Genomic DNA, 23,507 nt, shown 5'->3' with positions numbered 1-23,507 from the left:
CCGCATGCGGAAGATACTCGTCGTCGGAGCCGGTCAGTCCGGGCTCCAGATCGCTCTCGGCCTCCAGTCACAGGGGTACGAGGTCACCCTGATGTCCAACCGGACGGCGGACGAGATCCGCACCGGCCGGGTCATGTCCACGCAGTGCATGTTCCACACGGCACTCCAGCACGAGCGCGATCTCCAGCTGAACTTCTGGGAGTCCCAGGCCCCGAAGATCGAAGGACTCGGCGTCTCGGTCGCCGCCCCCGGCTCCTGGGCCGAAGGCCCGTCCGCCCGCGCCATCGACTGGCTGGGCAAGCTCGACGGATTCGCCCAGTCGATCGACCAGCGCGTGAAGATGGCCGGCTGGATGGAGACGTTCGCCCAGCGCGGCGGCCAGCTCGTCATCCACGGCGCGGCCGTCGGCGACCTCGACTACTTCTCCCGCACCTACGACCTGGTGCTCGTCGCGGCCGGCAAGGGCGAGCTGGTCCAGATGTTCGGCCGGGACGCGGAGCGCTCCCCCTACAGCGAGCCGCAGCGCGCGCTGGCCGTGGCGTACGTCCACGGCCTCGGCCCGCGCCCCGAGCACCCCGGCACCGAAGCGGTCCGCTGCAATCTCGTGCCGGGCGTCGGCGAACTGTTCGTCATGCCCTGCCTGACCACCTCCGGCCGCGCCGACATCCTGTTCTGGGAGGGCATACCCGGCGGCCCGCTCGACGTCTTCAACGGCGTCAAGGACCCTTCGGAGCACCTCTCCCTGACCCTGGAACTCATGGAGCGGTACGTCCCCTGGGAGTACGCGCGGGCCACCAAGGTCGAACTGACCGACGCCGGCGGCACGCTGGCCGGGCGCTACGCCCCCACCGTCCGCAACCCCATCGGCCGCCTCCCGGGCGGCGGGCTGGTCCTCGGTGTCGCCGACGTGGTGGTCGCCAACGACCCGATCACCGGGCAGGGCTCCAACTCGGCGTCCAAGTGCGCCGCCGCGTACCTCTCCTCGATCGTCGAGCACGGCGACAAGCCGTTCGACGAGGAGTGGATGCGAGCCACCTTCGACCGCTACTGGGACACCGCCCAGCACGTCACCAAGTGGACCAACGCGATGCTCGCGCCGCCGCCGGAGCACATCCTGAACCTCATCGGCGCCGCCGGTGAGATCCAGCCGGTCGCCGACCGCTTCGCCAACGGCTTCAACAACCCGGCCGACTTCGAGAACTACTTCTACGACCCGGCGAAGACCCAGGCCTACCTGGCCGAGGTGTCGGGCGCGGGCGCCGCATAACCCCCGTCGTCCGCATCACCGCCCTCGTCCGCATCACCCCCGACGCCCTCATAGCCCTCGTCCGACCCGTCCATGGCGCCCTCGGGGAGCTCCGGCGGCTCGTAACGCCGCAGGGGCTCCCCGTCCGGGTCCGGCCGTACGGCGCCCAGGACCGGGTTGGCCGCGATGGGTGACACCTTCACCTTCGCGCCCGGACGGGGGGCCTGGACGACCATGCCGTCCCCGAGGTACAGCGCGACGTGCGTGGCCTCGGGGAAGTACACCACCAGGTCGCCCGGCCGCAGCTCCTCCAGTGGGATCCGCTCCAGCTGCTCCCACTGCTCCTGGCTGGTCCGGGGGATGGGCGTCCCCGCCGCGGCCCAAGCCCGCGAGGTCAGCCCCGAGCAGTCGTACGCCCCCGGGCCCTCCGCGCCCCACTCGTACGGCTTGCCGAGCTGCCGCACGGCGTAGCGCACGGCCCGGGCGCCCCCGGCCGACGGGGTGCGGACGCTGCTGCTGCTCCCGGCGTGACCGAGCGCACCGGACGTCATGAACGTCTCCTGCGCCTTCGTGACGCCGTTGCGCTCGAACTCGGCGAGGTCGGTGAGCCGGTCGGGGCTGAGGGAGGCGAGCACTTCCTCGACGTCGTGGAGGCGGGCGCGGACCTCGTCCCGTTCCTTCCTGCGCCGCTCGGTGAGGGCGAGCTGCTCGTCGAGGGCCTTGCGGGCCTTGCGGGCCAGCTCGTGGGCCTTGTGCTCGTCGCCGGCCAGCCGGCCGGTGGTGTGCGCCCGCTCCCGTGCGAGCCGGCCGATCACATGGCCCTGCTCCATCGCGCGCTGCGGGTCGCGGGCCAGGAGCAGGCGTACGTACGGCGAGATGCCGGTGCTGCTCTGGTACTGCTGCCGGGCCAGCCGGCCGGCCGCGCCCCGGCTGTCGTGCAGGGAGAGCCGGGCGCGGGCGAGGGCCCGGTCCAGGCGGTCGGTCTCGGCGCGCTGCTTCTTCAGCTTCTCCTCGGTGGCGTTGTAGGTCTCGGTGGCCTCCTCGGCCTTCCGGTACAAACTCTGAAGGTCCGTCAGGAGTCCGGCGATGTCGCGCTGTTCCGTGTCCGGCTCGGGGACGGCCGTGGCCGGGACGGGCGCCAGGACGGTTCCGGCCGCCGTCGCCGCGATGCAGACCAGACGCAGAAGCTTTCCTGACATGCCATCACCTCCGTTGCGGGGGCGGCGTGGTGCCGCCGGACATCGTGAGGATCAGGCGTGTGCGCGCGGTGCGCGCGGTGGGTGTGCGCGGTTCGGCGCAACGGGTTCACCCGTCGGCGTCGTCCGGCTTGCCGGGCGGCGTGGCGTCTGGCCTGCCGGGGGGTGTGGCGTCCGGCGCGCCGGGCCGGGCGGGGTCCGGCTTCGACCAGGGCCAGTTGAGCCGGCGGGGCGGGACGCCTTCCGGGGCGTACTCGTACTTCCAGCGGTTGGTCAGGCCCACCTTGCCCGGCCCCCGCGGGACGCGGCGGTAGACGAGCACGGTGTCCGGCCCGCCGTCCGGGTCCGGGACGGGGATGCGGTACGTCTTGGGCGGGTGGCCGGTGATGCCGAGGAGGACGGGCAGGACCCTGCCGTCCATGGGCCCGCCCTCGAAGGGGGTCTCTTCGCTTCTCACGGGACCAGTGTCAGACATCCTCGGCCAGGGCCCGGACCAGGGCGTCGGTCTGCGGGTCGCGGCGGGCGGTCACCGTCAGCATCGCCATGAACTGCTCGACGAGCCAGTCGCGCAGTTCCCCGGCGGGGGGTTGCTTGTCCTCGTCGAGCCAGATGAGCGAACACGCCTCGACGGCCGTGATCCACATGCGGACGGTCATGCGCAGGCTCGGGCCGGGACCGGTGACGCCCAGGTGGCTGAGGATGTGCTCGGCGGCGACGCGGCGGACGCCGTCGACGATGGCGGTGGTGCGTGAGGTCTCCACGACGCTGCCGCCCTGGAGGAGGGCGCTGAAGCCGGTGTCGTGCTCGTCGACGAAGGCGAGGTAGCGGTCGAGGGCGCGGGACAGCCGGGCGAGGAGGGGGCCCTCGCGGGGTTCGTCGAAGCAGTGCTGGAGCTCGTCGGCGGCGGAGCGCAGGGCGGCCTCGTACAGCTGCTGCTTGCCGCCCGGGAAGTACCGGTACACCAGGGGCCGCGAGACCCCGGCCGCCTCCGCCACGTCGTCGAGGGACACCTCCTCCGGGGCGCGGTGGGCGAAGAGGCCCAGCGCGGAGGTGAGCAGCTGACTGCGGCGTTCCTCGACGCTGAGTCGCCGGTAGGCGGGGGTGGGGGCGGCTGGTGTCATGCTCCGCAGGGTAATCGGGGGGCCGGGGGGCTGCGTAGCGGAGAACGGGGCGGGTGCGAGGAGCGCCTTCTCGCGGGTGTGGGCCGGGGCCGCGCGACACGGCCCCTCGCGCCGTCCGGCGTCTGCGGGAGCGCGGTTCCCCCCCCGCTGCCGGGTGTCCACGTGCTGGTAGTCGACGGCGGTGATCCGGGCCGCCTTCGCTGTCAGTCCTGCCATACCCGGCCCTGGAACCTGTCGTGCGGAACAAGGCGAGCACGCCGCCGTCGCCGGTCCGCGGGGCGCGGACGCCCGGGCCGGCGGGTGATTCGGTGAAGAACCTCGTGGTGGCCATGGTGTCGGCCGCGCCTTTCCGGCTGCTCCGCCGGCAGGTGGCCTTGAAGGGCGGTGGTCACCCGGCAGGGACGTGACGGCACCGGGTGGCCGCGGAGCCACGGGGTGGCCGGTTCGCGTTCTTGTCGGCGGGTTGTCCCGGCTTCACCCTTTCAGGGTCACTGATGACCATGAGGGGGGAACGTGCCGTTCGGCCGGGATGACAGGGATGTGCTCCGTCGGATCAGCGACCAGGTCAGTCAAGTCACAGCGGATCTCGCGGCGGTGAAACAGCAGGTGACGGATCAGCAGTACGCCATCGACCAGTTCCGGCAGGACACCGTCGCCGCTGCCGTCGCCACGGCACTCGCCGACATCCGGGCCGCCGTCCGCGAGGGGGCCGACGGCATCGTCAACGGGCCTGTCGCCGACATCGAGCGTGAGCTCGTCACCCTCGGCGGTGCCATCGCCCGGTTGGAGGACCGGCTCCGCTCCACCGCCGCACCGGCCTCGGAAGCGGCCGCACCGGAACCCCCGCCACCCACCAGGGCCGCCGCCGGGCCGGAGCCGCAGAGCTCACGCGAAGGCCCGTCGGACGTCGAGACGCTGCGGGCGGCCGCCGGCATCTCGGCGGCCAGGCTTCTGGCCCATCGGGACACCTGGGAGTTCCTGGTCAAGCGCGCCGGGGCGGACCAGCACTTCCACGTCCCCGGGGCCGTCACGGAGGTGGACGGATCCGTCTGCGCCCACCTCTCCGGGCCCAGCCTCGTAGCCGTCCTCACCAGCCTCGACGACGTCAGGCGCGACACGGCCGCGGACCTCGGCACCCAGGCCATCGCCCACCACCTGCACCAGCGCATCGGCGACATCGTCAAGGAGATCGCCCGGGATCCCCACACCGGTCCCGACTGTGACCCCGTGACCATCCGTGTCGACGACCGCCTCAAGCCGGACGGCGAGAGCGACGAGCAGCAGTGACCTCGCGACGCCCCACCCGAATCCACCGGGTGGGGCGTCCCGCCGTCCGCCCCGCTACGCCAGCAACCCCGACGACTTCCACAGCCGTCGGCCGACCCCCCGCAGCACCCCGATGTCGTCGAGGAAGTCGGTCAGGCGCTTGGAGCCGTTCTGCATGACCTCTCGGCGGTGGCCGCTCGCCCGGACCTGGGCGAGGGCCTCGCGCTTGTCGAGACCCACATTCGTGTAGACCTCGGGGTTCACGAAGGCCACGGAGAAGACGCGGGCGAACTCGCCGGAGGTGACGCGGGTGAACTCCTGGGACCACTTGGGGGCCGTCACCATCTGGCGGCGGAGTTCCTCGCGGGCGTAACGGACGTGGCGGGCCTCCTCCACGACGTGGATGCGGGTGACACCGCGGACGAGGGTCTGGACCCGTTCGTCGGGGAACGTCAGCCGCTGCATCCAGTCGAGGACCTCCTCGCCCAGCAGGGTCGCCGTGAAGGACCCCGGAGTGGTGGAGATGGTCTTGAACAGGCGGCCGAGCTGCTGGTGTGCGCGGCTGACCGGGTACCAGGGCGTGTCGCCCCGGGCGATCAGCCGGGCGAACATCTTGGAGTGCCGGCACTCGTCCTCGATCTCGGTGAGCGCGTAGCGGACGTGCGCGCTCGTCGCCGCCTTGTCGTAGATGTGCCGGACCAGCAGCTGCATCAGGATGATCTCGAACCAGATGCCCAGGGAGGCCAGGGCCGCCGCCTCGTGCTGGGAGAGCAGGATGCGCTGCTCCTCGCCCATCCGCTTCCACATCGGGGTGTCGTAGAGCGACACCAGCTCCGGCGGCCAGAACCACTTGCCCTCCTCGAAGGGCGCGTCCCAGTCCAGTTCCTTGTCCGGGTCGAAGGAGTGCTTGGCGGAGGAGTCGAGCAGCCGCTGGGCCACCTGCTCCCGGTCCTTCAGCAGGCCGAGGGCATCGCGCAGTCCGTCGAGCGCGTCGGCTTCCGTCAGGGTCGTCATGGCTGCCCACCTCGTTGTGCACACGTCACTGTTGTTCTTATGAGACTGCCTGTCAGTAAGCTCGTCAATCCCCTGCGCGCTACTTGTTGACCCGGTGTCTACCTCGTGTGAGCCTGCGGGCATGCCGACCTTCGACCTGTACGCCATGGAACCGGAAGAGCCCGTCCGACAGGTGCCGGCGAGCGGCGCGGCCCGCTTCAACTGGGAGTACGACGACGGCCGCGACCGCCTCCTCGCCCTGTACCAGAAGGGCAAGGACAAGCAATGGGACGGCCAGAAGCGGATCGACTGGGAGCTGGAGGTCGATCCGTACGATCCGCTCGGCACCCCTGACGAGGCGATGTCCCTCTACGGGACCCGGCACTGGGCGAAGATGACGGAGAAGGACAAGGGCGACCTGCGCCGGCACTACGCCTCCTGGCAGTTCAGCCAGTTCCTGCACGGCGAGCAGGGCGCGATGATCTGCGCCGCGCGCATCGTGGAGTCGGTCCCCGACCTGGACGCGAAGTTCTACTCCGCGACCCAGACCATGGACGAGGCCCGGCACGCCGAGATCTACGGCCGCTTCCTGCACGAGAAGATCGGGATGCTGTACCCGATCAACGACAACCTCCAGTCCCTGCTGGACGACACACTGCGCGACGCCCGCTGGGACATGCCGTACCTGGGCATGCAGGTGCTGATCGAGGGCCTCGCGCTGGCCGCCTTCGGCATGATCAGGGACACGACGGACAAGCCGCTGCCGAAGCAGATCCTCGCCTACGTCATGCAGGACGAGGCCCGGCACGTCGCCTTCGGGCGGATGGCCCTGCGCGACTACTACCGGCAGCTCACGGACGCCGAGTTGAGGGAGCGCGAGGAGTTCGTCATCGAGGGCTGCTACCTCATGCGGGACCGACTGCGGGGCGTGGAGGTGCTGGAGAACTTCGGCATCCCCAAGGCCGAGGCGGAGGAGTACAGCGAGCAGTCCGAGTTCCTCACCCTGTTCCGCAAGCTCCTCTTCAGCCGCATCGTCCCCTGCGTCAAGGACATCGGCCTGTGGGGCGAACGCCTCCAGCAGGCCTACGTCGACATGGGCGTGCTGGAGATGGGCGACTCCAGCCTCGACCTGCTGATGTCCCAGGACGAGGAGATCGCCGAGAAGCTCGACGCCGAGCGCTTCGCGGCGGAGGAGAAGGAGCGGATCGCCGAGGTGCGCGGCGCGATCGACGCGGGGCGCGGAACCGTCGGGTGAGCTCCCCCTAGAGCGCGCAGCCCAGCCCCTCCGGCACCTCGCCGATCAGCGGCGTCGCCCCTTGGGGCGGGAACGACGTCCGCAGGGTGAAGGCGTACGGCGTCGGCCCATGGGTGCGCAGGTGCAACAGGCGGGACTCGGCCTCGGCGACCGTGGGGCGGTGGCCCACCGGGACCCACCAGAGGGCCACCATGGCCTCCTGGACACGCTCGAACCACTCGCGGCGGCGGGCGAGCATCTCCCGGTGACGGCCCTGGTACATGTACGCGGTCAGGGCGTCCGTGTCGCGCCACACCGACATGTTGATGATCAGCCAGGAGTCGCCGAAGACGGACACGTCCGTGGCGTCGCCGGCCTCGCCCTGCAGACGCCAGACGAAACCGTCGGCCCCGTCCGCGTCCGCGTTCACCGGATCGAGGTTGTCGACGAAGTCCTTCAACTGCGGGGAGTCCAGCGGGGCCTTGAGACGGGCGAGGTTGACCTGGGCGAGTTCGTACGCGGCGGAGGGCTCAGTCATGGACCGAACGGTAGGTCGGGAGATCCGCGTCCCACCGCCCCCGTCTCATCCACCGGTCGGCCGTCAACCGGTCGACGGGTCGGGGGACTTCAGCACCGCCTCCATCACCGCCCGCGCGATCGGCGCCGCGTCGCCGCCGCCGCTGATCTCCCCGCGGTCCGCCTCGGCGTCCTCCACGACGACCGCGACCGCCACCCGCGCCGCCAGGTCCCGGTCGCCCTGCGCCCAGGAGACGAACCAGGCGTACGGCGTACCGGAGTTGCCGAGGCCGTGCTGGGCGGTGCCGGTCTTGCCGCCGACCGTGGCGCCGCGGATCGCGGCGTTGCGACCGGTACCGTTCTCGACCACGTCCCGCATCATCGCCCGCAGCCGGACCGCGGTGGACGGGTACATCGCCTGGCGGATCGCCCGCGAGCCGGCCGTCGCGAGGGTGCTGCCACCCGGCCGGGTCGTGCGCTCCACCAGGTAGGGGTCCCGCACCTGGCCGCCGTTCGCCACGGCCGCCGCGACCATCGCCATCTGCAGCGGTGTGGCGCGGGTGTTGTACTGGCCGATCGACGACAGGGCCAGCTGTGCCTTGTCGAGGGTGGTGTCGAAGGTGGACCGGGCCACCGGGAAGGGGATTCTCAGCTGCCCGTTGTTGAAGCCGAAGGCGTGCGCCGTGGCCGTCATGTCCGTGACCCCCACCTCCACACCGAGCTTGGCGAACACCGTGTTGCAGGAGAAGGTGAAGGCCTCCCGCACGGAGGCGTCCGCGCAGCCCTTCGACGCGTTCGTCAGGCGTGTGCGCGTTCCGGGCAGCCGGTAGGGGTCGGGGGAGTGGGTCGGCGCTTCGAGGTCGGTGACCACACCGGCGTCCAGCGCGGCGGCGGCCGTGACGACCTTGAAGGTCGAGCCCGGCGGATACGTCTGCCGCACGGCCCGGTTGAGCATCGGCCGGTCCTTGTCGGCGTTGAGCCGCGTCCAGGCCTCGGCCGCCGCGGAGCCGTTGCCGGACAGCGGCTGCGGGTCGTAGGACGGGGCGGACACCAGGGCGAGGATCCGGCCGGTCGACGGCTCCAGCGCCGCCACGGCCCCCTTGCGGCCGGCGAGCCCCTGGTACGCCGCCCGCTGCGCGGCCGGGTGGAGCGTCGTGACGACGTCCCCGCCGGCGTTGCGGGCGCGCGTGAAGTCGTTCCACAGCGGGAACGGCGCGAGCATCGGGTCCGCGCCGGACAGCACGCCGTCCTCGGTGCTCTCCAGCAGCGTCGTCCCGTACAGCTGGGAGGCGAAGCCGGTGACGGGGGCGTACAGGGGCCCGTCGGCGTAGGTCCGTTCGTAGCGGAGGTGCTCGCGGGTGTCCCTGGACCCGGTGACGGGCCGGCCCCCGACCAGGATGTTCCCGCGGGGCAGCTCGTAGCGCGTGATGTCGGGACGCCGGTTGGCCGGGTTGCGGTCGTACGACGGGGCCTGGACGACCTGGACACGGGCCGCGTTCAGCAGCAGCGCCACCAGCAGCAGGGCGCAGAAGTATCCGGCGTGCCGGATGTGCCGGGTCACCGGACGTCCTGCCCGTCGTACCTCCGCCGGGCCGAGTCGCTCACCCGGACCAGCAGCGCCACGATCGCCCAGTTGGTGACCACCGACGACCCTCCCTGGGCCAGGAACGGCATCGCCATGCCGGTCAGCGGGATCAGTCCGGTCACGCCGCCCGCGATCACGAACACCTGGAGCGCCACCAGTGAGGCGAGGCCCACCGCGAGCAGCCGGCCGAAGGGCTCGCGCTGGTCGAGACCCGCCCGGAAACCGCGCTCCACCAGCAGGGCGTAGAGGAGGAAGACGGCGCTCAGACCGGCCAGGCCGAGTTCCTCGCCCGCGGTGGCCAGGATGAAGTCCGACTTCACGGCGAAGCCGATGAGGAAGGAGTGGCCGAGTCCGAGGCCCGTGCCGAGCATGCCGCCCTCGGCGAAGGCGAACAGCGACTGGGCGAGCTGGTTCGCGCCCTCGCCCGCCTCGATGGAGGCGAAGGGGTGCAGCCAGGTCTCGATCCTGCTGTGCACGTGCGGCTCCAGCCGGCCGACGGCGACCGCGCCCAGCGAGGCCAGCAGCAGGCCGACCGCGATCCAGCCGGTGCGTCCGGTGGCGACGTAGAGGAGGACCACGAAGAGGCCGAAGAAGAGCAGCGACGTGCCGAGGTCGCGCTCCAGGACCAGCACGCCCACGCTCACCAGCCAGACGGCGACGATCGGGCCGAGCACGCGGCCGGTCGGCAGCTGGAGCTTCCAGACGCGGCGGCCGGTGTAGGCGAGGGCGTTGCGGTTCGCCGCCAGGTACGCGGCGAAGAACACCGCCAGCAGCACCTTCGCGAACTCGCCCGGCTGGATGGAGAACCCCGCGATCCGGATCCAGATGCGGGCCCCGTTCACCGCCGGGAAGAGGATCGGCAGGGTGAGCAGCACCAGGGCCGCGACCACACAGACGTACGTGTAGCGCTGGAGGACCCGGTGGTCACGCAGCAGCAGGACGACCAGGATGAACAGCGCCACGCCCAGGGTCGACCACACCAGCTGGGCCGGTGCCGCCCGGTCGCCGGGGGTCTCCAGGTCGAGCCGGTAGATCAGCACCAGGCCGAGCCCGTTGAGCAGCACCCCGATCGGCAGGAGCAGGGGGTCGGCATACGGGGCCCGCAGGCGTACCGCCAGATGGGCCAGCAGCGCCAGCACGCCGAGCCCGGCGCCGTAGCCGGCGGCACCGGGCGGAAGCGCTCCGTGCCGGGCCAGCCCCACGGCGCAGTAGCCGTACACCGACAGCAGGACGGCCAGCACGATGAGGGCGAGTTCGATGCCCCGGCGCCGGGGGAGGGGGCGGACGGCGGGCGCGGGCGGGTCCGCCGTCGCCACGGTGATTCCGGCCTTGCTCATGTCCGGAACCTACCCAAACAGGGCGTCTTGTCTGTATTTGGGTGACGGAGTGTCAGCACCAGCGTGGCGCGGGGCCGATGTTGTCGATGTACCGGGCCGCGCCCCAGGCCCAGGTGCCGTCCGTCAGGAGGTACCAGAGTGGATTGCCCTGGACGGTCTCGCCGCCCGTCTTGCAGAAGATCCTGACGATGTCACCCCGGTGGGCGTAGCGGATGATCTGCGAACCGCGGTTCGGGGCGCTGCGCAGCGCCAGCGTGTCCGCCGTGACGACCCCCTCGTAGAGGCTCGGGTCGTGGTGCCCGTTGCCACCGCTGGGGTCGTGGTTGTTGTTGCCGTTGCCGCCGCTGGGGTTCTGTTGGCCGTTCCAGTTCCAGTTCCCGTTGCCGTTCCCGTTCCCGTTCCCGCCGCTGGGGTCCTGTTGGCCGTTGCCGTTGCCGTTGCCGTTGCCGTTGCCGTTCCAGTTCCCGCCGCTCGGGTCCTGGTGGCTGTTGCCGTTGCCGCCGCTCGGGTCCCAGTCGTCGTACGCGGCGGCGGGCGTGACGGCGGCCGCGGCGGCGAGGAGTCCGGCGGCAGCGGCTATGCAGATGCGGAAGCGCAGGGACATGGGAGATACCTCCATGTGGGGGCGGAAAGGCCGAAGCTGACCAATCGCCACATTAGGAGCGCCCGGGGGACCCCGCCCGTCACGCTGGGCCATAGGAGGGCGCGCCCCGGACCCTCACTCCGCCGCCAGTCTCAGGGTGGCCACCGCCCCGCCCTCCGGCGCGTTCGCGAACTCCAGCCGCGCTCCCAGCACCTCGGCCTGACCCGACGCGATGGTCAGCCCCAGCCCGTGCCCCCGCGTGCCGCCCTCCGTGCGGAACCGCTGCGGCCCGTGCGCGACGAGGTACTCCGGAAAGCCGTCCCCGTGGTCCCGAACGGTCACCACCGGCCCGTCCACGGTCAGCACCACCGGCCCCCGCCCGTGCTTGTGGGCGTTCGCCACGAGATTGCCCAGCACCCGCTCCAGCCGCCGCCGGTCCGTCTCCACCGCCACATCCCGTACGACCCTGACCTGCGTGCCGTCCCCCGCCGCCCGCACCGCCCGCTCGGCCAGCGGCCCCAACTGCTCGGTGTCCAGCTCCACCCGCTCCCGCCCGGTGTCCAGCCGGGAGATCTCCAGCAGGTCCTCGGTGAGGGTGCGCAGCGCCGCCACCCGGTCCCGGACCAGCTCCGTCGGACGGCCCGGCGGCAGCAGTTCGGCCGCCGCGTGCAGACCGGTCAGCGGTGTGCGCAGCTCATGCGCGACATCCGCCGTGAACCGCTGCTCGGCGAGCAGCTTGCCCTGGAGCGAGGCCGCCATGGAGTCCAGCGCGGCGGCGACCGCGGCCACCTCGTCCGGCGGGCCGGCCTTCGTGCGCGGGCCCGAGCGGGGGTCGTTCACGCGCGCGTCCAGGTCGCCCGCGCTGATCCGCCGGGCCACCAGCGCCGTGGTGTGCAGCCGCCGCGTCACCCGCGTCACCGCGAACGCCCCGACCAGCAGCGTCGCCCCGATCGCCAGACCCGACGACCACACGATCGCCCGGTCGAGGCCGTCGATCGTGCGGGCCTGCTGGGAGTAGTCGACCGCCACGGCCAGCGCCCGGCCGCCGTCGACAGGGCCCGCCGCCCACATCGCGGGGCGCCCCGCGCGCTCGGCGACCATCGTGCCGCGGTCCCCCGCCACCGCCAGCTCCCGCAGCTCACGGGGCAGTCCCGGCGGATCCACCCCGGCACCCCGCCGGAGCGTGTCCCCGGCCTCGTACCGCTCCGTCGCCTGCGTCAGCCGCTGCAACGCCTGGTCACGGGCCTGGCCGACCGTCTGGTTCGTCACCTGCACATGGACCAGGACGCCGAGCAGCGCCGCGAGAGCGCAGCACATCACCGTGATGAAGGCGGCGGCCTTCGCGGCGAGCGTCCCGGACCACGGGGGGAGCACGGGCCTCATCCGCCGCTCGCCGAGGGGGAGACGGTGGGGGCCGAACGGTGCGGAGAGTGCCCGCGTGGACCGGTGCGCAGCATCTCGTCATGGGTGAGCAGCATGGCCCGCTGGTCCCGGTCCCAGGTCCACTGCAGGCGGTACTCGTACCCCGCGACCTCGGACGGCGAGCGGATGACCAGGGAACGCCCGGCCAGCTCGACACCGCTGAGCGCGTCCTCCCACGCCATCACCTGCACCAGCCGGTGCTTCTCGACGGTGTAGACGCGCACCGCGGTCGTCCTGCCGGGCAGCAACGGGAAACCCAGCGTCAGGTCGTCGCGCCCGTCGCCGGTCAGGTCCCGGTAGTACGGCCTGAGCACCGGGCACTTCCCGCGCCCAGGGCCCTTCGCGCAGTCGGCCATCTCGCGCCTCGTGTCGCGGTAGGGCGCCTTGGCGCCGTCGTAGTCGCCCGGGTTCCCGGCGATCTCGGCCCGGACGATCGCGACCGGGTCGACCCGGCGGATGTCGTCGCCGGGGACCTTCACCCCCTTGACCACCTCCGTGTTCACCTCGCCGATCTCGAAGGCCGGGCTGGACGCCGGGGTCAGCTCCGGCCAGAGCCGGGCCGGCCCCCGCGCCGTCGGGGTCGACCCCGCGCCCTCCAGACCGCCGGCGTCCCCGCAGCCCACGGCGGTGGCCAGCACGAGGACGACGGCGGAGAGGCGACGGGCGGCCCGTCCGGGGCGGCTGAGGGGCACAGCACTCCTGGCGGTTCGTGGGATGACGCGGCGGACACACGGCGGACGCGACCGTCGGCCGCGTACACCTTATTCGCGGGGAAGTCCCATTTGCGCGAGAGGGCGGCCGTTCGCGGCAGCCGCGGGCGCGCAGCCGTGTGCTCCGTGCTGTCCGTACTGCACGGTGAGCTCGTGTTGGTCCGTGCTGCTCGGTGAGCTCGTGTTGGTCCGTGCTGCTCGGTGAGCTCGTGTTGGTCCGTGCTGCTCGGTGAGCTCGGGTGCTCCGTGCTGCACGGTGAGCTCGGGTGGTCCGGTTTACTCGGTGAGCTCCTCCAGCAGCCGGGCCGTGGCCAGCCCGGCCCGCAGGTACGCGACGAACAGGTCGTTGTGCAACGCCCAGGGCGACCGGCGGGCCCGGATCAGCCGGATCGCCGCCTCGGCGGAGCTGCCCTGGCGCATCAGCGCGTGCGCGACGACGAGCCCGGAGCGGTTGTACCCGTGGTAACAGCGGACGAGGACCCTGCGGCCCTCCTCCATCGCCTCACACGCGGCCTCGGCCAGCCGGATCACCCCGGCGAGCTGCGTCCCGTCCAGCGGCCCGTCCGGGATGGGCCACACATGGTGCCGTACACCCGGATCCGGCCCGTGCCCCGGCAGCCGCAGCAGCGTCTGCACGAGATCGAACTCGTCGCGCACGACGGCGAACTCCAGATGCCCCAAGGCCCCCGTGAACTCGTGACCGCCCATCCAGAGCCCGGGGACGACCTCGCTCCACGGGCTCTCCGGAGCGGGTACGTCGGGTTTACTGCGGGTACGCAACGGCGCCTCCCCACCATCACCGCCCGAGGGTCCGCGGGCAGGCCCAACTCCTCTCAAAGGTAACCGGGTTCTTGCCCCCGCAGCACCCCGCCTGTTCCCATGGACTGGGGTGATGGTGCATGAACGGACTGCGCGTCATACCGACCTGGCGGCACGGCCGGGAGCGGCTCTACGTCTGCCTCCCGGACGGCAGGAACATCGCCTGGTACGACCGTGAGGCGGCCCGGGTGAACCTGCTCGGCGAGGACCACGAGGACGAGGTCCTGCGGGCCCTCGGGCCCTTCCTCACCGGCCAGGTGACGGTGGGGCCGCCCCCGGTGCCGACCCCCGCCGAACTGGCCCGCCTCACCCTCCACCCCGACGACGACCTGGCCCCCAACCGCCCCGGCGAGGCCCTCATCGTCGCCCTCGACCGCGACCCCGGCCCGACCCACCGGCTGCGCCCCGACCCGCGCCGCAGGGCCCTGGCGGCCGAGCAGACGGTCGGCGACGCCCTGGACGGCCTCGACGGCGCGGGCTGGCACGCCCTGCACTCCGTGCCGCTCCCCGGCGGCGACCGCATCCACCACCTGCTGATCGGCCCCGGCGGCCTCTACGCCGTCCACACCCTCTACGCCCGCAAGCAGCGCGTCCGGATCACCGACCCCGTGATCACCGTGGGCCGCCGCGATCCCGACCCGCTGCTCCGCCGCCTCCGCACCGACGCCGACCGCGCCTCCTACGCCCTGACGGCCGAGGTCCGCCCGGTACTCGTCCTGGTGGACCCGGCGGGGGTGACCGTGCCGACCGCCCCACGAGCGGTCCAGGTCCTGACGGCCACGGAGGTGGAGGCACTGGCCCGTAGGGGCGGGATCCTGAAACCGGCGGACGTGGAGGCCCTGCACGCCATGGCCCGGGACCGGAACACGTGGGCACGGGTGTGAGGGAACAGAGGGGCGCGGGCCGTCCGACCGCGTAGCGGCGCCGGCGCTGACCGCGTAGTGGCGCCGGCGCTGACCGCGTAGTGGCGTCGGCGCTGTCCGTGCCGGGGCGAAGTACCGCGCCGCCCCGTTGCGGGGAGGCCACGGCCCCTTCACCACCGAGCCTCCGGCTGACGCCGCGCTCGCCCCGCCGCCTCCTGCCCCGCTACGGCAGTGTCCCGGCCGCGTCCGCGTCCAGCAGCGGAGCGAGCAGGTCGCCATAGTCCTGGACCCGCGGGCCGATGTCCCCGGCACGGAAGTCCAGCCGCCCCGGGGCGTGGCACTCCTCGATCTCCGCCCAGGTCACCGGCGCCGAGACGGTCGGTTCGGCGCGGGCCCGGAGGGTGTAGGGGGCCGCCGTCGTCTTGCGGGCGGCGTTCTGGCTCCAGTCGACGAAGACCTTCCCGGGCCGCAGGCTCCTGGTCATCCGGTGGAGCGCGAGCCGGGGCATGGCCTTCTCGGCCTCGACGGCGAGCGCCTTGGCGTACTCGGACACCCGCTCGGAGGAGGACCCGCGCACGGCGGCGAGCAGGTGCAGCCCCTTCGAGCCGGAGGTCTTGGCGTAGGTCTCGATGCCGTCCCGCGCGAGCCGTTCCCGCAGCCAGAGCGCGACCTCGCAGCACTGCACGATGCTCGCCGGCGCCCCCGGATCGAGGTCGAAGACGATCCGGTCGGCCTCGTTCGGCGTATCGACGAGCCACTGGTGGGTGTGGAACTCGGTGACGAGGTTCGCCGACCACATCAGACTCGGCAGATCCTGCACCAGGACCATCCGCGAGGGCCCCTCCACCCGAGGCACCTGGGCGGTGGTGACCCACTCGGGCGTACCCGGCGGCACGTTCTTGGTGAAGAACACCTGCCCGTCCGGCCCGTCCGGATACCGCAGGAAGGACACCGCCCGATCACGCAGATGGGGCAGCAGGGCCCCGGCGACGGTCGCGTAGTAGTGCAGCACCTCGCCCTTGGTGAAGCCGGTGGCGGGATACAGCACCTTCTCCAGATTGCTGAGAGCGAGCCGTCGCCCCTCCACCTCTGTGATAGGCGCCATACGATAAGAATCCCACGCAAACCGTGACGAACACTCCCGAGCGTGACCGGAAGGGTGCTGCACGTGAGATCCATCTGGAACGGCGCCATCTCGTTCGGCCTGGTCAGCATTCCGATCAAGCTGGTCAACGCCACCGAGAGCCACTCGATCTCCTTCCGCCAGATCCACACCGAGGACGGCGGCCGCATCCGCTACCGCAAATTCTGCGAACTGGAGGACCGCGAGGTCACCCAGGGGGAGATCGGCAAGGGCTACGAGGACGCGGACGGCACGATCATCCCGATCACCGAGGAGGACCTGTCCAGCCTGCCGCTCCCGACGGCCAAGACGATCGAGATCGTCGCCTTCGTCCCGGCCGACCGGATCGACCCGCTCCAGATGGAGGCCGCGTACTACCTCCAGGCCAGCGGCGCCCCGGCGGCGAAGCCGTACACCCTGCTGCGCGAGGCGCTGAAGCGCAGCAACAAGGTGGCGATCGCCAAGTTCGCCCTGCGCGGCAGGGAACGCCTGGGCATGCTCAGGGTCGTCGGCGAGGCCATCGCCATGCACGGCCTGCTCTGGCCGGACGAGGTCCGCGCCCCCGAGGGCCTGGCCCCCGACACCAACGTCACCATCCGTGACCAGGAACTCGACCTGGCGGACGCGCTGATGGACACCCTGGGCGAGGTCGACCTGGCGGACCTGCACGACGAGTACCGCGAGGCCGTGGAGGAGGTCATCGCCGCCAAGGCCGCCGGCGAGGCCCCGCCTCAGTCCCCCGAACCGGCCACGGGCGGCAAGGTCCTGGACCTGATGGCGGCCCTGGAGAGCAGCGTCCGCGCGGCCCGCGAGTCCCGGGGCGAGGAGGGCGAGCACGCGGAGGTCAAGTCGCTCCCGCAGCGCAAGACGGCCCGCGCGGCCCCCAAGGAGACCGGCGGCAAGAAAACGACGTCCACCGCGAAGAAGACGGCGGCCAAGAAGACCACGGCGGCGAAGAAGTCGACGGCCAAGTCGGGCCAGGGAACGGCCAAGAAGACGACGTCGAAGAGCACCGCGAAGAAGACGACGGCGAAGAAGTCGGCGTCCCGCAAGCGCTCGGCCTGACCCGCTCCCTCCACGGGTACTCCACCTCGGAGGGAGAGGCGTACTCCACCGCAGGGGGACACCGGAGGGGCACCATGCCGCAGCGCACCGACCACCACACCGACGACGCGATCGACATCCACTTCATCGGCAACGCGACGGTGCTGCTGTCGTACGGCCCGCTCACCCTGCTCACCGACCCCAACTTCCTGCACCGGGGGCAGTACGCCTACCTCGGCTACGGCCTGCTGAGCCGCCGCCTGACCGAACCGGCCCTCGACGTCCACGAGCTGCCACGCCTCGACGGAATCGTGCTGTCCCACCTGCACGGCGACCACTGGGACCGCCGCGCCCGCCGGCACCTGGACCACACCGTGCCGATCCTGACCACACCGCACGCGGCCCGCCGCCTGAGGTCGGTGCACGGATTCCACCGCACGGCGGGGCTGCACACCTGGAAGGCGCTCACCCTCCAGCGCGACGGCGCCCAGGTCACGATCACCGCCCTGCCGGGCCGGCACGCCGGCCACGCCATGCTGCGCAGGATGCTGCCGCCGGTGATGGGAAGCATGCTGGAGTTCGGCCCCGCCGGGGGACCGCCCCGCATGCGGCTCTACCTGTCGGGCGACACACTCCTGTACGACGGCCTCGACGAGATCACCGAACGCTTCCCGTCCGCCGATCTCGCCGTGCTCCACCTCGGCGGTACCCGCCTGCCCGGCGGCTTCGTCGTGACCATGGACGGCCGCCAGGGCGCCGAACTGGCCCGCCGCCTCGACCCCCGGCTCGTGCTGCCCGTCCACTACGAGGACTACACGGTGATGCGCTCACCCCTGTCCGCGTTCCTGGCCGAGGCCGACCGCATCGGCCTCGGCGAACGAGTCATCCACTGCGGCCACGGCCGGCACGCCCGAGTGCCATGCGCCCCCGGGACGGCCCCGGAGGTCTACTGACCCCGACGCTCCAGCGCCCCGGCGCTCAGGCCACCCCCACACGCTGACCCTCCGGCGCTCAGGCCGCCCCACACGCCGACCCTCCGGCGCTCAGGCCACCCCCACACGCTGACCCTCCGGCGCTCAGGCCACCCCCACACGCCGACCCTCCGGCGCTCAGGCCACTCACCCGCCGGCCTCCCGGCGCTCCGGCGCTCAGGCCACCCGCCGGCTCTCCTGCTCGGGCTCGTCCTCCTCCTCGTCCGGCAGATGCACGTCGCCGACGGCGATGTTCACCTCCACGACCTCGAGACCGGTCATCCGCTCCACCGCGTTGATGACGTTGGTCCGGACGTCCGCGGCGGTGTCGGCGATGGCCGCGCCGTACTCGACGACCAGCTCGAGATCAACGGCGGCCTGACGCTCGCCGACCTCCACCTTGACCCCCTGGGCGACGCCAGCGCCTCCGCCCGGCACCCGCTGACGCACAGCCCCGAAGGCCTTGGACATGCCGCCACCGAGGTGGTGCACCTCGGGAATCTCCCGAGCGGCCATGCCCGCGATCTTCGCGACGACCGGATCCGCGATGGAGGTGCTTCCGCGGGTGTCGGGAGCAGCCGTGCCGTCCGGCGATGTGTTGATGCGCTGAGTGGTCTCCGTCATGACCGTCACCTCGATGATCGGTGAGGGGATGGGCAGCATCGTTCCCCTCCACGGTAGAACAATGGTGCATATGGGGCGAAAGTGCCGCTGGGTCCCTCCTGCGCGCTTCACCCTTCCCGGGTGAGGCCGCCCGCGTCCTCCACGTGCCCAGCTGACGCCCCGGTGCCCCTGCGGGACTGGGCACCGGCCGAACCGTTTCCACGGCCGTCATGCCGACAGCCGGCGGCATGCTCGACATCACGCGGGCATCGGGGGCGTCGCGGTGTTCCCGGGGGACGAAATCCGAGACTCCACCGGCCGGCCGGGTGAGGCGGAGGAAGAGAAGAGGGGGGCTCAGCTCGGGAGGCTTGGGTCCTATGGGGTCGAGGCTCCCTGCACGATCCGGCACGCTGCATACTGCGGCCCTGGCGGCGGCCTGGGGACGTTTTTGTCCGTCAGCGCGTTGATGAACTCGATCGCGAATCGGTGTGATTCGGTCGACACGTCGGTGGGCTCACCGGCGTACCAGCGGAAGGTGCCCGGGTTCCGCTCAGCCTCGTCCAACCAGTGGGCCAGGCGGTGCAGTTCTCCTTCGCTGAGCCTGATGGCGGCCAACTGCACCACGCCCGGCGCAAAGACGGACTGGCAGAGGTCACGAGTGTCAGCAGCGACCGCCAGACACCGAGACTGCGGTATCCAAGACGGAAGGGCAATAGAAGTCGTGGCGGGCGAGGCGTCCCCCTGACGTCCGGCAGGACTGTGACACGTGCCCCAGCCGGACTACGGCTGTACGCCGTTGACGCACGGCTTGCCTCGTCGCCCGCTCACCTCGAAGGCAAGCGCGAGCGCGGGGAACCACGAGCACTGGGGTGAACTCCCGCTTCCCTTAAGGCGGTTGACTCGATCGTGCCTCTGACACCTCAACGTTCCCCGAGTACCTGAAGCATCCGGACCAAGGCCCTAGGGGGCACGCTCTCTGTAGCCCTCGCAGAACGCGCCGACGCGCGTTCCCGGACACACGGCAATCCATTCGGCACTCAGACGGTCGACACGGTCTTTTCGGTGTGCGGTGGTCGAAAGGCGCTCGACCGATCGACTCCTGGTGGGGTACAACGAGCGCCATGAGTTGGGTCACCAATGTGATGATCTCGGCCGATCATGGCGACCAGGCAAACGTCGAAGCCCTGAGCGCCTGGCTGGCTGAGGAGGCCCCGTGCCGCAAGCAGCCCGACGAGTTCGGCGTCGGTGCCTTGAACCTCATCACCGACCAGAGTCCCGGGTGGGGTGGCTGGAAGTGGCCCGAATGCAGGGTGTGGGCAGGCGCTCTCAACCACTGTGATCTCGATGCTCTCAGGCAACGCGTCGCCGAGATGCCATGGCTGGAGCCCAACGTTGTGCAGCTCTTTGTCATGGATCAGGAGGAGTCGTTCTTCCGCCTGTGGATGATCCGAGGCGGTGAACTGCGACAGTTCGCACCCCTGGAGCCGTCTGAGGAAGACGCCGGCTTCTATCTGGCCTGACACGCCCTGCGATCGGCAAGTCTCGACGGCTGCACTCGAACCAGGCGGCGCCTACGACCTGAGGCACGCCGCGCTCTCCTCCCGGCTCAATGCCGGCGCCTGACCCCACGGAGGTTGCGGATCGTGCGGGCAACAGCGTCGAAATGCTGCTGAGCCGATACGTGGCTCCGGCAAGCGCACCTTCGCCAAGATGGCCTGGGCTACGGTCCGGGGACCTCGGTATCTACCGGGCCTGGCCCGCGGATTCCTGGCTCTGCCGGTCCACGGCCCCTGACATACAGCCGCTCCAAGCCGCCCACGCCTGCACACACACGCAGACCCCGTCCCAGCGAAAGCGCTGATGGCGGGGTCTTTGGGCACCTCATTTCAAGGTGCCCCCGGCAGGATTCGAACCTGCGCACACGGCTCCGGAGGCCGCATGAGCTTGAGGCAACGCCGCTGGTCGGGGCCTTGCAGATGCTCAATTGTCTAGGAGCCGTCCACAGGTAGTCCACGGGAGCCGGAACACCGCTTTAAGATCCGCATCCCAATGTCCCTGGACCGACGTGATCATCGACGCCCTGGTGCGGTTCCACGCAGTCCCAACCTAGGTTGACCAGCACGGTCGCGCCCCTGCGAACGGCAATACCCCGAACCGAGGCTGTGGAACCCGGCGCTCACCCCGACGCGTCAGGCGGGCCACCTGCCCCCAAAGAAACTCGAACGACGAAGCGGTCCGCCGAGGAACCGACGGACCGGTCGCAAGAGATCGAGGCTAGCGTTCGTAAGGGCCTAGGAAGCGTGAGCCGTTTAGGTGAATAAGATGATCAGGATCGTCCGCCACCCATGCCTCAGTCTCCCAAGCGAGCTCGGGGAGCCACTGGCGCATCGCCTCACGGTTCTCGAAGCAATTCACGAAAACAAGTCCCGCGACAGGTGTCGCAAATAGTTCTCGTAGGGTCCGGTGGCGCTCGTCATCGAACGGACCCTTGCTTTTCACGGCCTCCATAAGGAAGAGCCACTTCCGCACTTCGTCGTGAAGGACGAGGTCCGGCATTCGTCCGTGAGGATCGAAAGTCAGCCCAAGCGTCCGCTCGAAAATCCTTTTCTCGAAGCGAGTGTGCTTCCCTCGAGTGTCCCCGAGGTAGAGCACCTTTGCGCCGGGTGCAAAGCGCGGCACAAACTCCTCGACCATTTTCTTAAGTAGCGGATTCTGCCCAGCGGGAGAGAGTAGGAACTCATCCCCGTCAGGAAGATCAACAGAGATCATCGCGGCGTGCAGGGCTTTCGCCCGCGCTCTAACTGCCTCCGACGCTTGATCAAGAAAATCCGCAAGAGCGTTCTCGAAAACGTCCGTGCCATACGCCTGGACTGCTTGAACCGCCTCGTCGGACAGGCAGTACTCGTTCAGTTGCGAGTTTGTGGCGATATTCAAGTTATCCGGGTTGAGAACCGCGAATCCGTTATCAACCCACTGACGCAGGGTCTTCTTACGGAAATCTTCCCGGCTACCGGTGGCGTAGGGCTTGGCCCAATGCGTGCCAGACCAGTCCATTATCTTCTGCACGCCAAGACGCGGGGTGGTCGCGTCGGCCCAGTGGTCTCCAGGCTTCAGGCCGGCAAGCGCGAGCAGCGTCACGGCACTGCGGACATTGTGTCGCTGTGCGTCGAACCCGAAGCTTTTTAGCAGCGCCCGTGCGGTGTCGATGGTCGCTACCGTCTCGTCGATGTCGTTGCTGGTGGTCACGCGGTTGAGTCTGGCATCTCCGAGAAGAGTTTAGCTACCACGGCATCCAACGCCTCCTGGTTGGGCAGGCCGTCGGGCGCGGTCTTGGCGAGAAGAATTAGGTCCTCGCGGGAGGGGAACGGGAGTCGGCGTAGGTCGCCCGCGTTGACCTGAGTGTGGCCCGAGAATGCTCGGAAGTATCGATCCAATACGGTCGAGTTTAGCCAAAGCATGAGACCGCGGGCGAGGTTCTTCTCAAGCGGCTTATTCGAGTCATGTAGATAATTCGTCTTGTTGTCGAATGCGACCTTACTGGGTCCATCCCAGAGCGCAGCAATGACGCGTCGGCGGTCCTCCTTCGCAGTTTGACGTTTCACGACAACATACGGACCTTGAGGGAGGAGTTGGCGGATTGCTGCCTCGTCGACGGCAATGAATCCCTGTGGTTTTCTCGCGTTCGTTTGCGGCCATTCGATCCCACCGGATCGAATGTTTGACTGATAAATCATTGGGGTGACGCCAGGGGTATCGAGATTATCAGTCAAGTATTGGCGGTTGCGAAAATCGACTACCTTTCCTGTACTGACGCGGATGCCGAGGTCGGTCAGAGTGAATCTCGCCGCCGGGGGTACCGATACACCGTCGGCGAAGTGTACGATTTTGTCATCGTCTTCAGCTTGGACGATCGTGGAGAATGGCACGGAGCGCTGGACGGGCTCCTCCTCGTGCGCAACCGACTTTGAGAGGATCACATCTGGAATTTGATGCCTCAAAGTGAAGGCGACAATGACGTTTTCCTGCTTTACTTTCGTATCCGCAAATACCTTGGTGCGGCTTTCGAATTCGTGGAGGACGTCGAGACTGGCGGTCGACATTAGCCAGCGGCGGAATGGGCGATAATAGGGCCCGTTTGCCCATGAGCGGGGAACAATAAAAACTCCCTGCCCGTCCTTCTTGAGTGAAGCAACTGCCCGTGCCCAGAAGGCCACGTAGACGTTTGGGGTGTCGACGGCGCGCGCCGCCGTTGCAAGCCGTGTGGGCGAATCTGAGGCAAGCTTTCCGTACGGCGGATTGGCGATCACGAGATCGAACGGACCATCCAATTTGGCGCCTTCGTCAAGCAAGTAGTCACCCTCGACCAGGTCGTAGGAGATACCGTAGGCAGCCTGGCATTCCTCGAGAGTGGCGCGCAGGTAAGGCGTGATGAAGGGGTCGGTTTCCACGGCCACGACGTGGACCGCAACCTCGGGGCGCTCGGTATGCAGTCGATCGACGAGGGCGGCACTCAGAGACCCCGTGCCAGCTCCTGGATCGAGTACCCGGACCGTGCCACTGAGGTCGTCGACTCGAAGCATCGAAGCCATCAGCGTGGCTGCCTTCACGGGAGTGAAGAACTGTCCTAGCACCGCTTGCGTACTCGGGTCTAGTTTGCCGAGAGCAGCTTGGCGCCGGGTCTCAGTGCTGGCGATCGGATCCACGCAGAGAGACTAACGGCTCAAGCGCGGAGGGCAGTGCCGCACGACGCAAGACCGTGGGTGATCTGACGCCGAGCTGCGGCTTCGCCGGCCGAGGAAGCGAACGGCTACTCGACCGCAGCTGCCCCGTGTATCTGGCAGGGTCGTGGCACGGACCTCAGCCGACGAGTCAGCC

General features: G+C 70.1%; 22 protein-coding genes. 7 read left to right on the top strand and 15 right to left on the bottom strand.

Going from position 1 to position 23,507, the window contains the following annotated elements:
• Positions 1 to 4 precede the first annotated feature (4 nt).
• Positions 5 to 1,267, top strand: coding sequence for a styrene monooxygenase/indole monooxygenase family protein (locus tag ACFY9E_RS35000; RefSeq protein ID WP_390991202.1), 1,263 nt, complete (start codon positions 5 to 7; stop codon positions 1,265 to 1,267).
• On the opposite strand, the gene ACFY9E_RS34995 is transcribed toward ACFY9E_RS35000, so the two are convergent.
• The 3 genes from ACFY9E_RS34995 to ACFY9E_RS34985 form a co-directional block, all read right to left on the bottom strand.
• A complete protein-coding gene (locus ACFY9E_RS34995; RefSeq protein WP_390991199.1) occupies positions 1,231 to 2,445 on the bottom strand; it encodes an NlpC/P60 family protein in 1,215 nt (404 codons plus the stop codon). The genes ACFY9E_RS35000 and ACFY9E_RS34995 overlap by 37 nt on opposite strands.
• Positions 2,446 to 2,551: 106 nt before the next feature.
• Complete coding sequence (locus ACFY9E_RS34990) at positions 2,552 to 2,899, bottom strand: hypothetical protein (protein ID WP_390991196.1); 348 nt, start codon at positions 2,897 to 2,899, stop codon at positions 2,552 to 2,554.
• A gap of 10 nt (positions 2,900 to 2,909) precedes the next feature.
• A complete protein-coding gene (locus tag ACFY9E_RS34985) occupies positions 2,910 to 3,563 on the bottom strand; it encodes a TetR family transcriptional regulator (RefSeq protein WP_390991194.1) in 654 nt (217 codons plus the stop codon).
• Positions 3,564 to 4,169: 606 nt separating this feature from the next.
• Here ACFY9E_RS34985 and ACFY9E_RS34980 point away from each other — a divergent pair.
• Positions 4,170 to 4,850 (top strand): hypothetical protein, encoded by a 681-nt coding sequence (locus ACFY9E_RS34980; RefSeq protein WP_390991191.1) that lies wholly within the window; start codon positions 4,170 to 4,172, stop codon positions 4,848 to 4,850.
• Positions 4,851 to 4,904: 54 nt separating this feature from the next.
• On the opposite strand, the gene ACFY9E_RS34975 is transcribed toward ACFY9E_RS34980, so the two are convergent.
• On the bottom strand, positions 4,905 to 5,843 hold the full coding sequence (locus tag ACFY9E_RS34975) for a diiron oxygenase (protein ID WP_390991189.1): 939 nt from the start codon (positions 5,841 to 5,843) through the stop codon (positions 4,905 to 4,907).
• Between the two features lie 121 nt (positions 5,844 to 5,964).
• On the opposite strand from ACFY9E_RS34975, the gene ACFY9E_RS34970 reads away from it, so the two are divergent.
• Entirely contained in the window at positions 5,965 to 7,077 is a 1,113-nt protein-coding gene (locus ACFY9E_RS34970) for a diiron oxygenase (protein ID WP_390991186.1), read from the top strand.
• Between the two features lie 7 nt (positions 7,078 to 7,084).
• Here the strand turns inward: ACFY9E_RS34970 and ACFY9E_RS34965 are convergent, their stop codons facing one another.
• From ACFY9E_RS34965 to ACFY9E_RS34935, 7 genes are all read right to left on the bottom strand, one after another.
• The gene (locus ACFY9E_RS34965; protein ID WP_390991185.1) at positions 7,085 to 7,594 is read right to left on the bottom strand and encodes a DUF3291 domain-containing protein; all 510 of its coding nucleotides are present in this window, start codon (positions 7,592 to 7,594) and stop codon (positions 7,085 to 7,087) included.
• Between the two features lie 63 nt (positions 7,595 to 7,657).
• Entirely contained in the window at positions 7,658 to 9,133 is a 1,476-nt protein-coding gene (locus tag ACFY9E_RS34960; protein ID WP_390991182.1) for a penicillin-binding transpeptidase domain-containing protein, read from the bottom strand.
• Positions 9,130 to 10,494, bottom strand: coding sequence for an FtsW/RodA/SpoVE family cell cycle protein (locus tag ACFY9E_RS34955; RefSeq protein WP_390991180.1), 1,365 nt, complete (start codon positions 10,492 to 10,494; stop codon positions 9,130 to 9,132). The genes ACFY9E_RS34960 and ACFY9E_RS34955 overlap by 4 nt, the downstream gene beginning before the upstream one ends.
• A 52-nt stretch (positions 10,495 to 10,546) precedes the next feature.
• Positions 10,547 to 11,098, bottom strand: coding sequence for an SH3 domain-containing protein (locus tag ACFY9E_RS34950; RefSeq protein ID WP_390991177.1), 552 nt, complete (start codon positions 11,096 to 11,098; stop codon positions 10,547 to 10,549).
• 114 nt (positions 11,099 to 11,212) lie between these two features.
• Complete coding sequence (locus tag ACFY9E_RS34945) at positions 11,213 to 12,460, bottom strand: ATP-binding protein (protein ID WP_390991175.1); 1,248 nt, start codon at positions 12,458 to 12,460, stop codon at positions 11,213 to 11,215.
• On the bottom strand, positions 12,457 to 13,191 hold the full coding sequence (locus ACFY9E_RS34940) for a hypothetical protein (RefSeq protein WP_390991173.1): 735 nt from the start codon (positions 13,189 to 13,191) through the stop codon (positions 12,457 to 12,459). The genes ACFY9E_RS34945 and ACFY9E_RS34940 overlap by 4 nt, the downstream gene beginning before the upstream one ends.
• A gap of 294 nt (positions 13,192 to 13,485) precedes the next feature.
• The gene (locus tag ACFY9E_RS34935) at positions 13,486 to 13,989 is read right to left on the bottom strand and encodes a dual specificity protein phosphatase family protein (RefSeq protein WP_390991170.1); all 504 of its coding nucleotides are present in this window, start codon (positions 13,987 to 13,989) and stop codon (positions 13,486 to 13,488) included.
• Positions 13,990 to 14,108: 119 nt separating this feature from the next.
• On the opposite strand from ACFY9E_RS34935, the gene ACFY9E_RS34930 reads away from it, so the two are divergent.
• Positions 14,109 to 14,912 (top strand): NERD domain-containing protein, encoded by an 804-nt coding sequence (locus ACFY9E_RS34930; protein ID WP_390991167.1) that lies wholly within the window; start codon positions 14,109 to 14,111, stop codon positions 14,910 to 14,912.
• Positions 14,913 to 15,114: 202 nt separating this feature from the next.
• On the opposite strand, the gene ligD is transcribed toward ACFY9E_RS34930, so the two are convergent.
• Positions 15,115 to 15,996, bottom strand: a complete 882-nt coding sequence (ligD, locus tag ACFY9E_RS34925; RefSeq protein WP_390991164.1) for a non-homologous end-joining DNA ligase — start codon at positions 15,994 to 15,996, stop codon at positions 15,115 to 15,117.
• A gap of 54 nt (positions 15,997 to 16,050) precedes the next feature.
• Here ligD and ACFY9E_RS34920 point away from each other — a divergent pair, with 54 nt between their 5' ends.
• Both ACFY9E_RS34920 and ACFY9E_RS34915 read left to right on the top strand, forming a co-directional pair.
• The gene (locus ACFY9E_RS34920) at positions 16,051 to 17,079 is read left to right on the top strand and encodes a Ku protein (RefSeq protein WP_390991485.1); all 1,029 of its coding nucleotides are present in this window, start codon (positions 16,051 to 16,053) and stop codon (positions 17,077 to 17,079) included.
• 74 nt (positions 17,080 to 17,153) lie between these two features.
• On the top strand, positions 17,154 to 18,011 hold the full coding sequence (locus ACFY9E_RS34915; protein WP_390991162.1) for an MBL fold metallo-hydrolase: 858 nt from the start codon (positions 17,154 to 17,156) through the stop codon (positions 18,009 to 18,011).
• 195 nt (positions 18,012 to 18,206) lie between these two features.
• Here ACFY9E_RS34915 and ACFY9E_RS34910 read toward each other — a convergent pair whose 3' ends face one another.
• Positions 18,207 to 18,653: an Asp23/Gls24 family envelope stress response protein gene (locus tag ACFY9E_RS34910; protein ID WP_390991159.1), complete on the bottom strand. Its 447-nt coding sequence runs from the start codon at positions 18,651 to 18,653 to the stop codon at positions 18,207 to 18,209.
• 1,100 nt (positions 18,654 to 19,753) lie between these two features.
• On the opposite strand from ACFY9E_RS34910, the gene ACFY9E_RS34905 reads away from it, so the two are divergent.
• Positions 19,754 to 20,152, top strand: a complete 399-nt coding sequence (locus ACFY9E_RS34905; protein ID WP_390991157.1) for a squamosa promoter-binding protein 15 — start codon at positions 19,754 to 19,756, stop codon at positions 20,150 to 20,152.
• 754 nt (positions 20,153 to 20,906) lie between these two features.
• Here ACFY9E_RS34905 and ACFY9E_RS34900 read toward each other — a convergent pair.
• Positions 20,907 to 21,878 (bottom strand): BsuBI/PstI family type II restriction endonuclease, encoded by a 972-nt coding sequence (locus ACFY9E_RS34900; RefSeq protein WP_390991154.1) that lies wholly within the window; start codon positions 21,876 to 21,878, stop codon positions 20,907 to 20,909.
• Positions 21,875 to 23,335, bottom strand: coding sequence for an Eco57I restriction-modification methylase domain-containing protein (locus ACFY9E_RS34895; RefSeq protein ID WP_390991151.1), 1,461 nt, complete (start codon positions 23,333 to 23,335; stop codon positions 21,875 to 21,877). Before ACFY9E_RS34895 ends, ACFY9E_RS34900 begins: the two co-directional genes overlap by 4 nt.
• Between the last annotated feature and the right edge of the window lie 172 nt (positions 23,336 to 23,507).

Origin of the sequence: Streptomyces sp. NPDC012466, from assembly GCF_042955215.1 — a bacterium.
In the GTDB taxonomy this organism is placed as follows: domain Bacteria; phylum Actinomycetota; class Actinomycetes; order Streptomycetales; family Streptomycetaceae; genus Streptomyces.
This window is presented reverse-complemented; position numbering and strand designations above follow the sequence as displayed.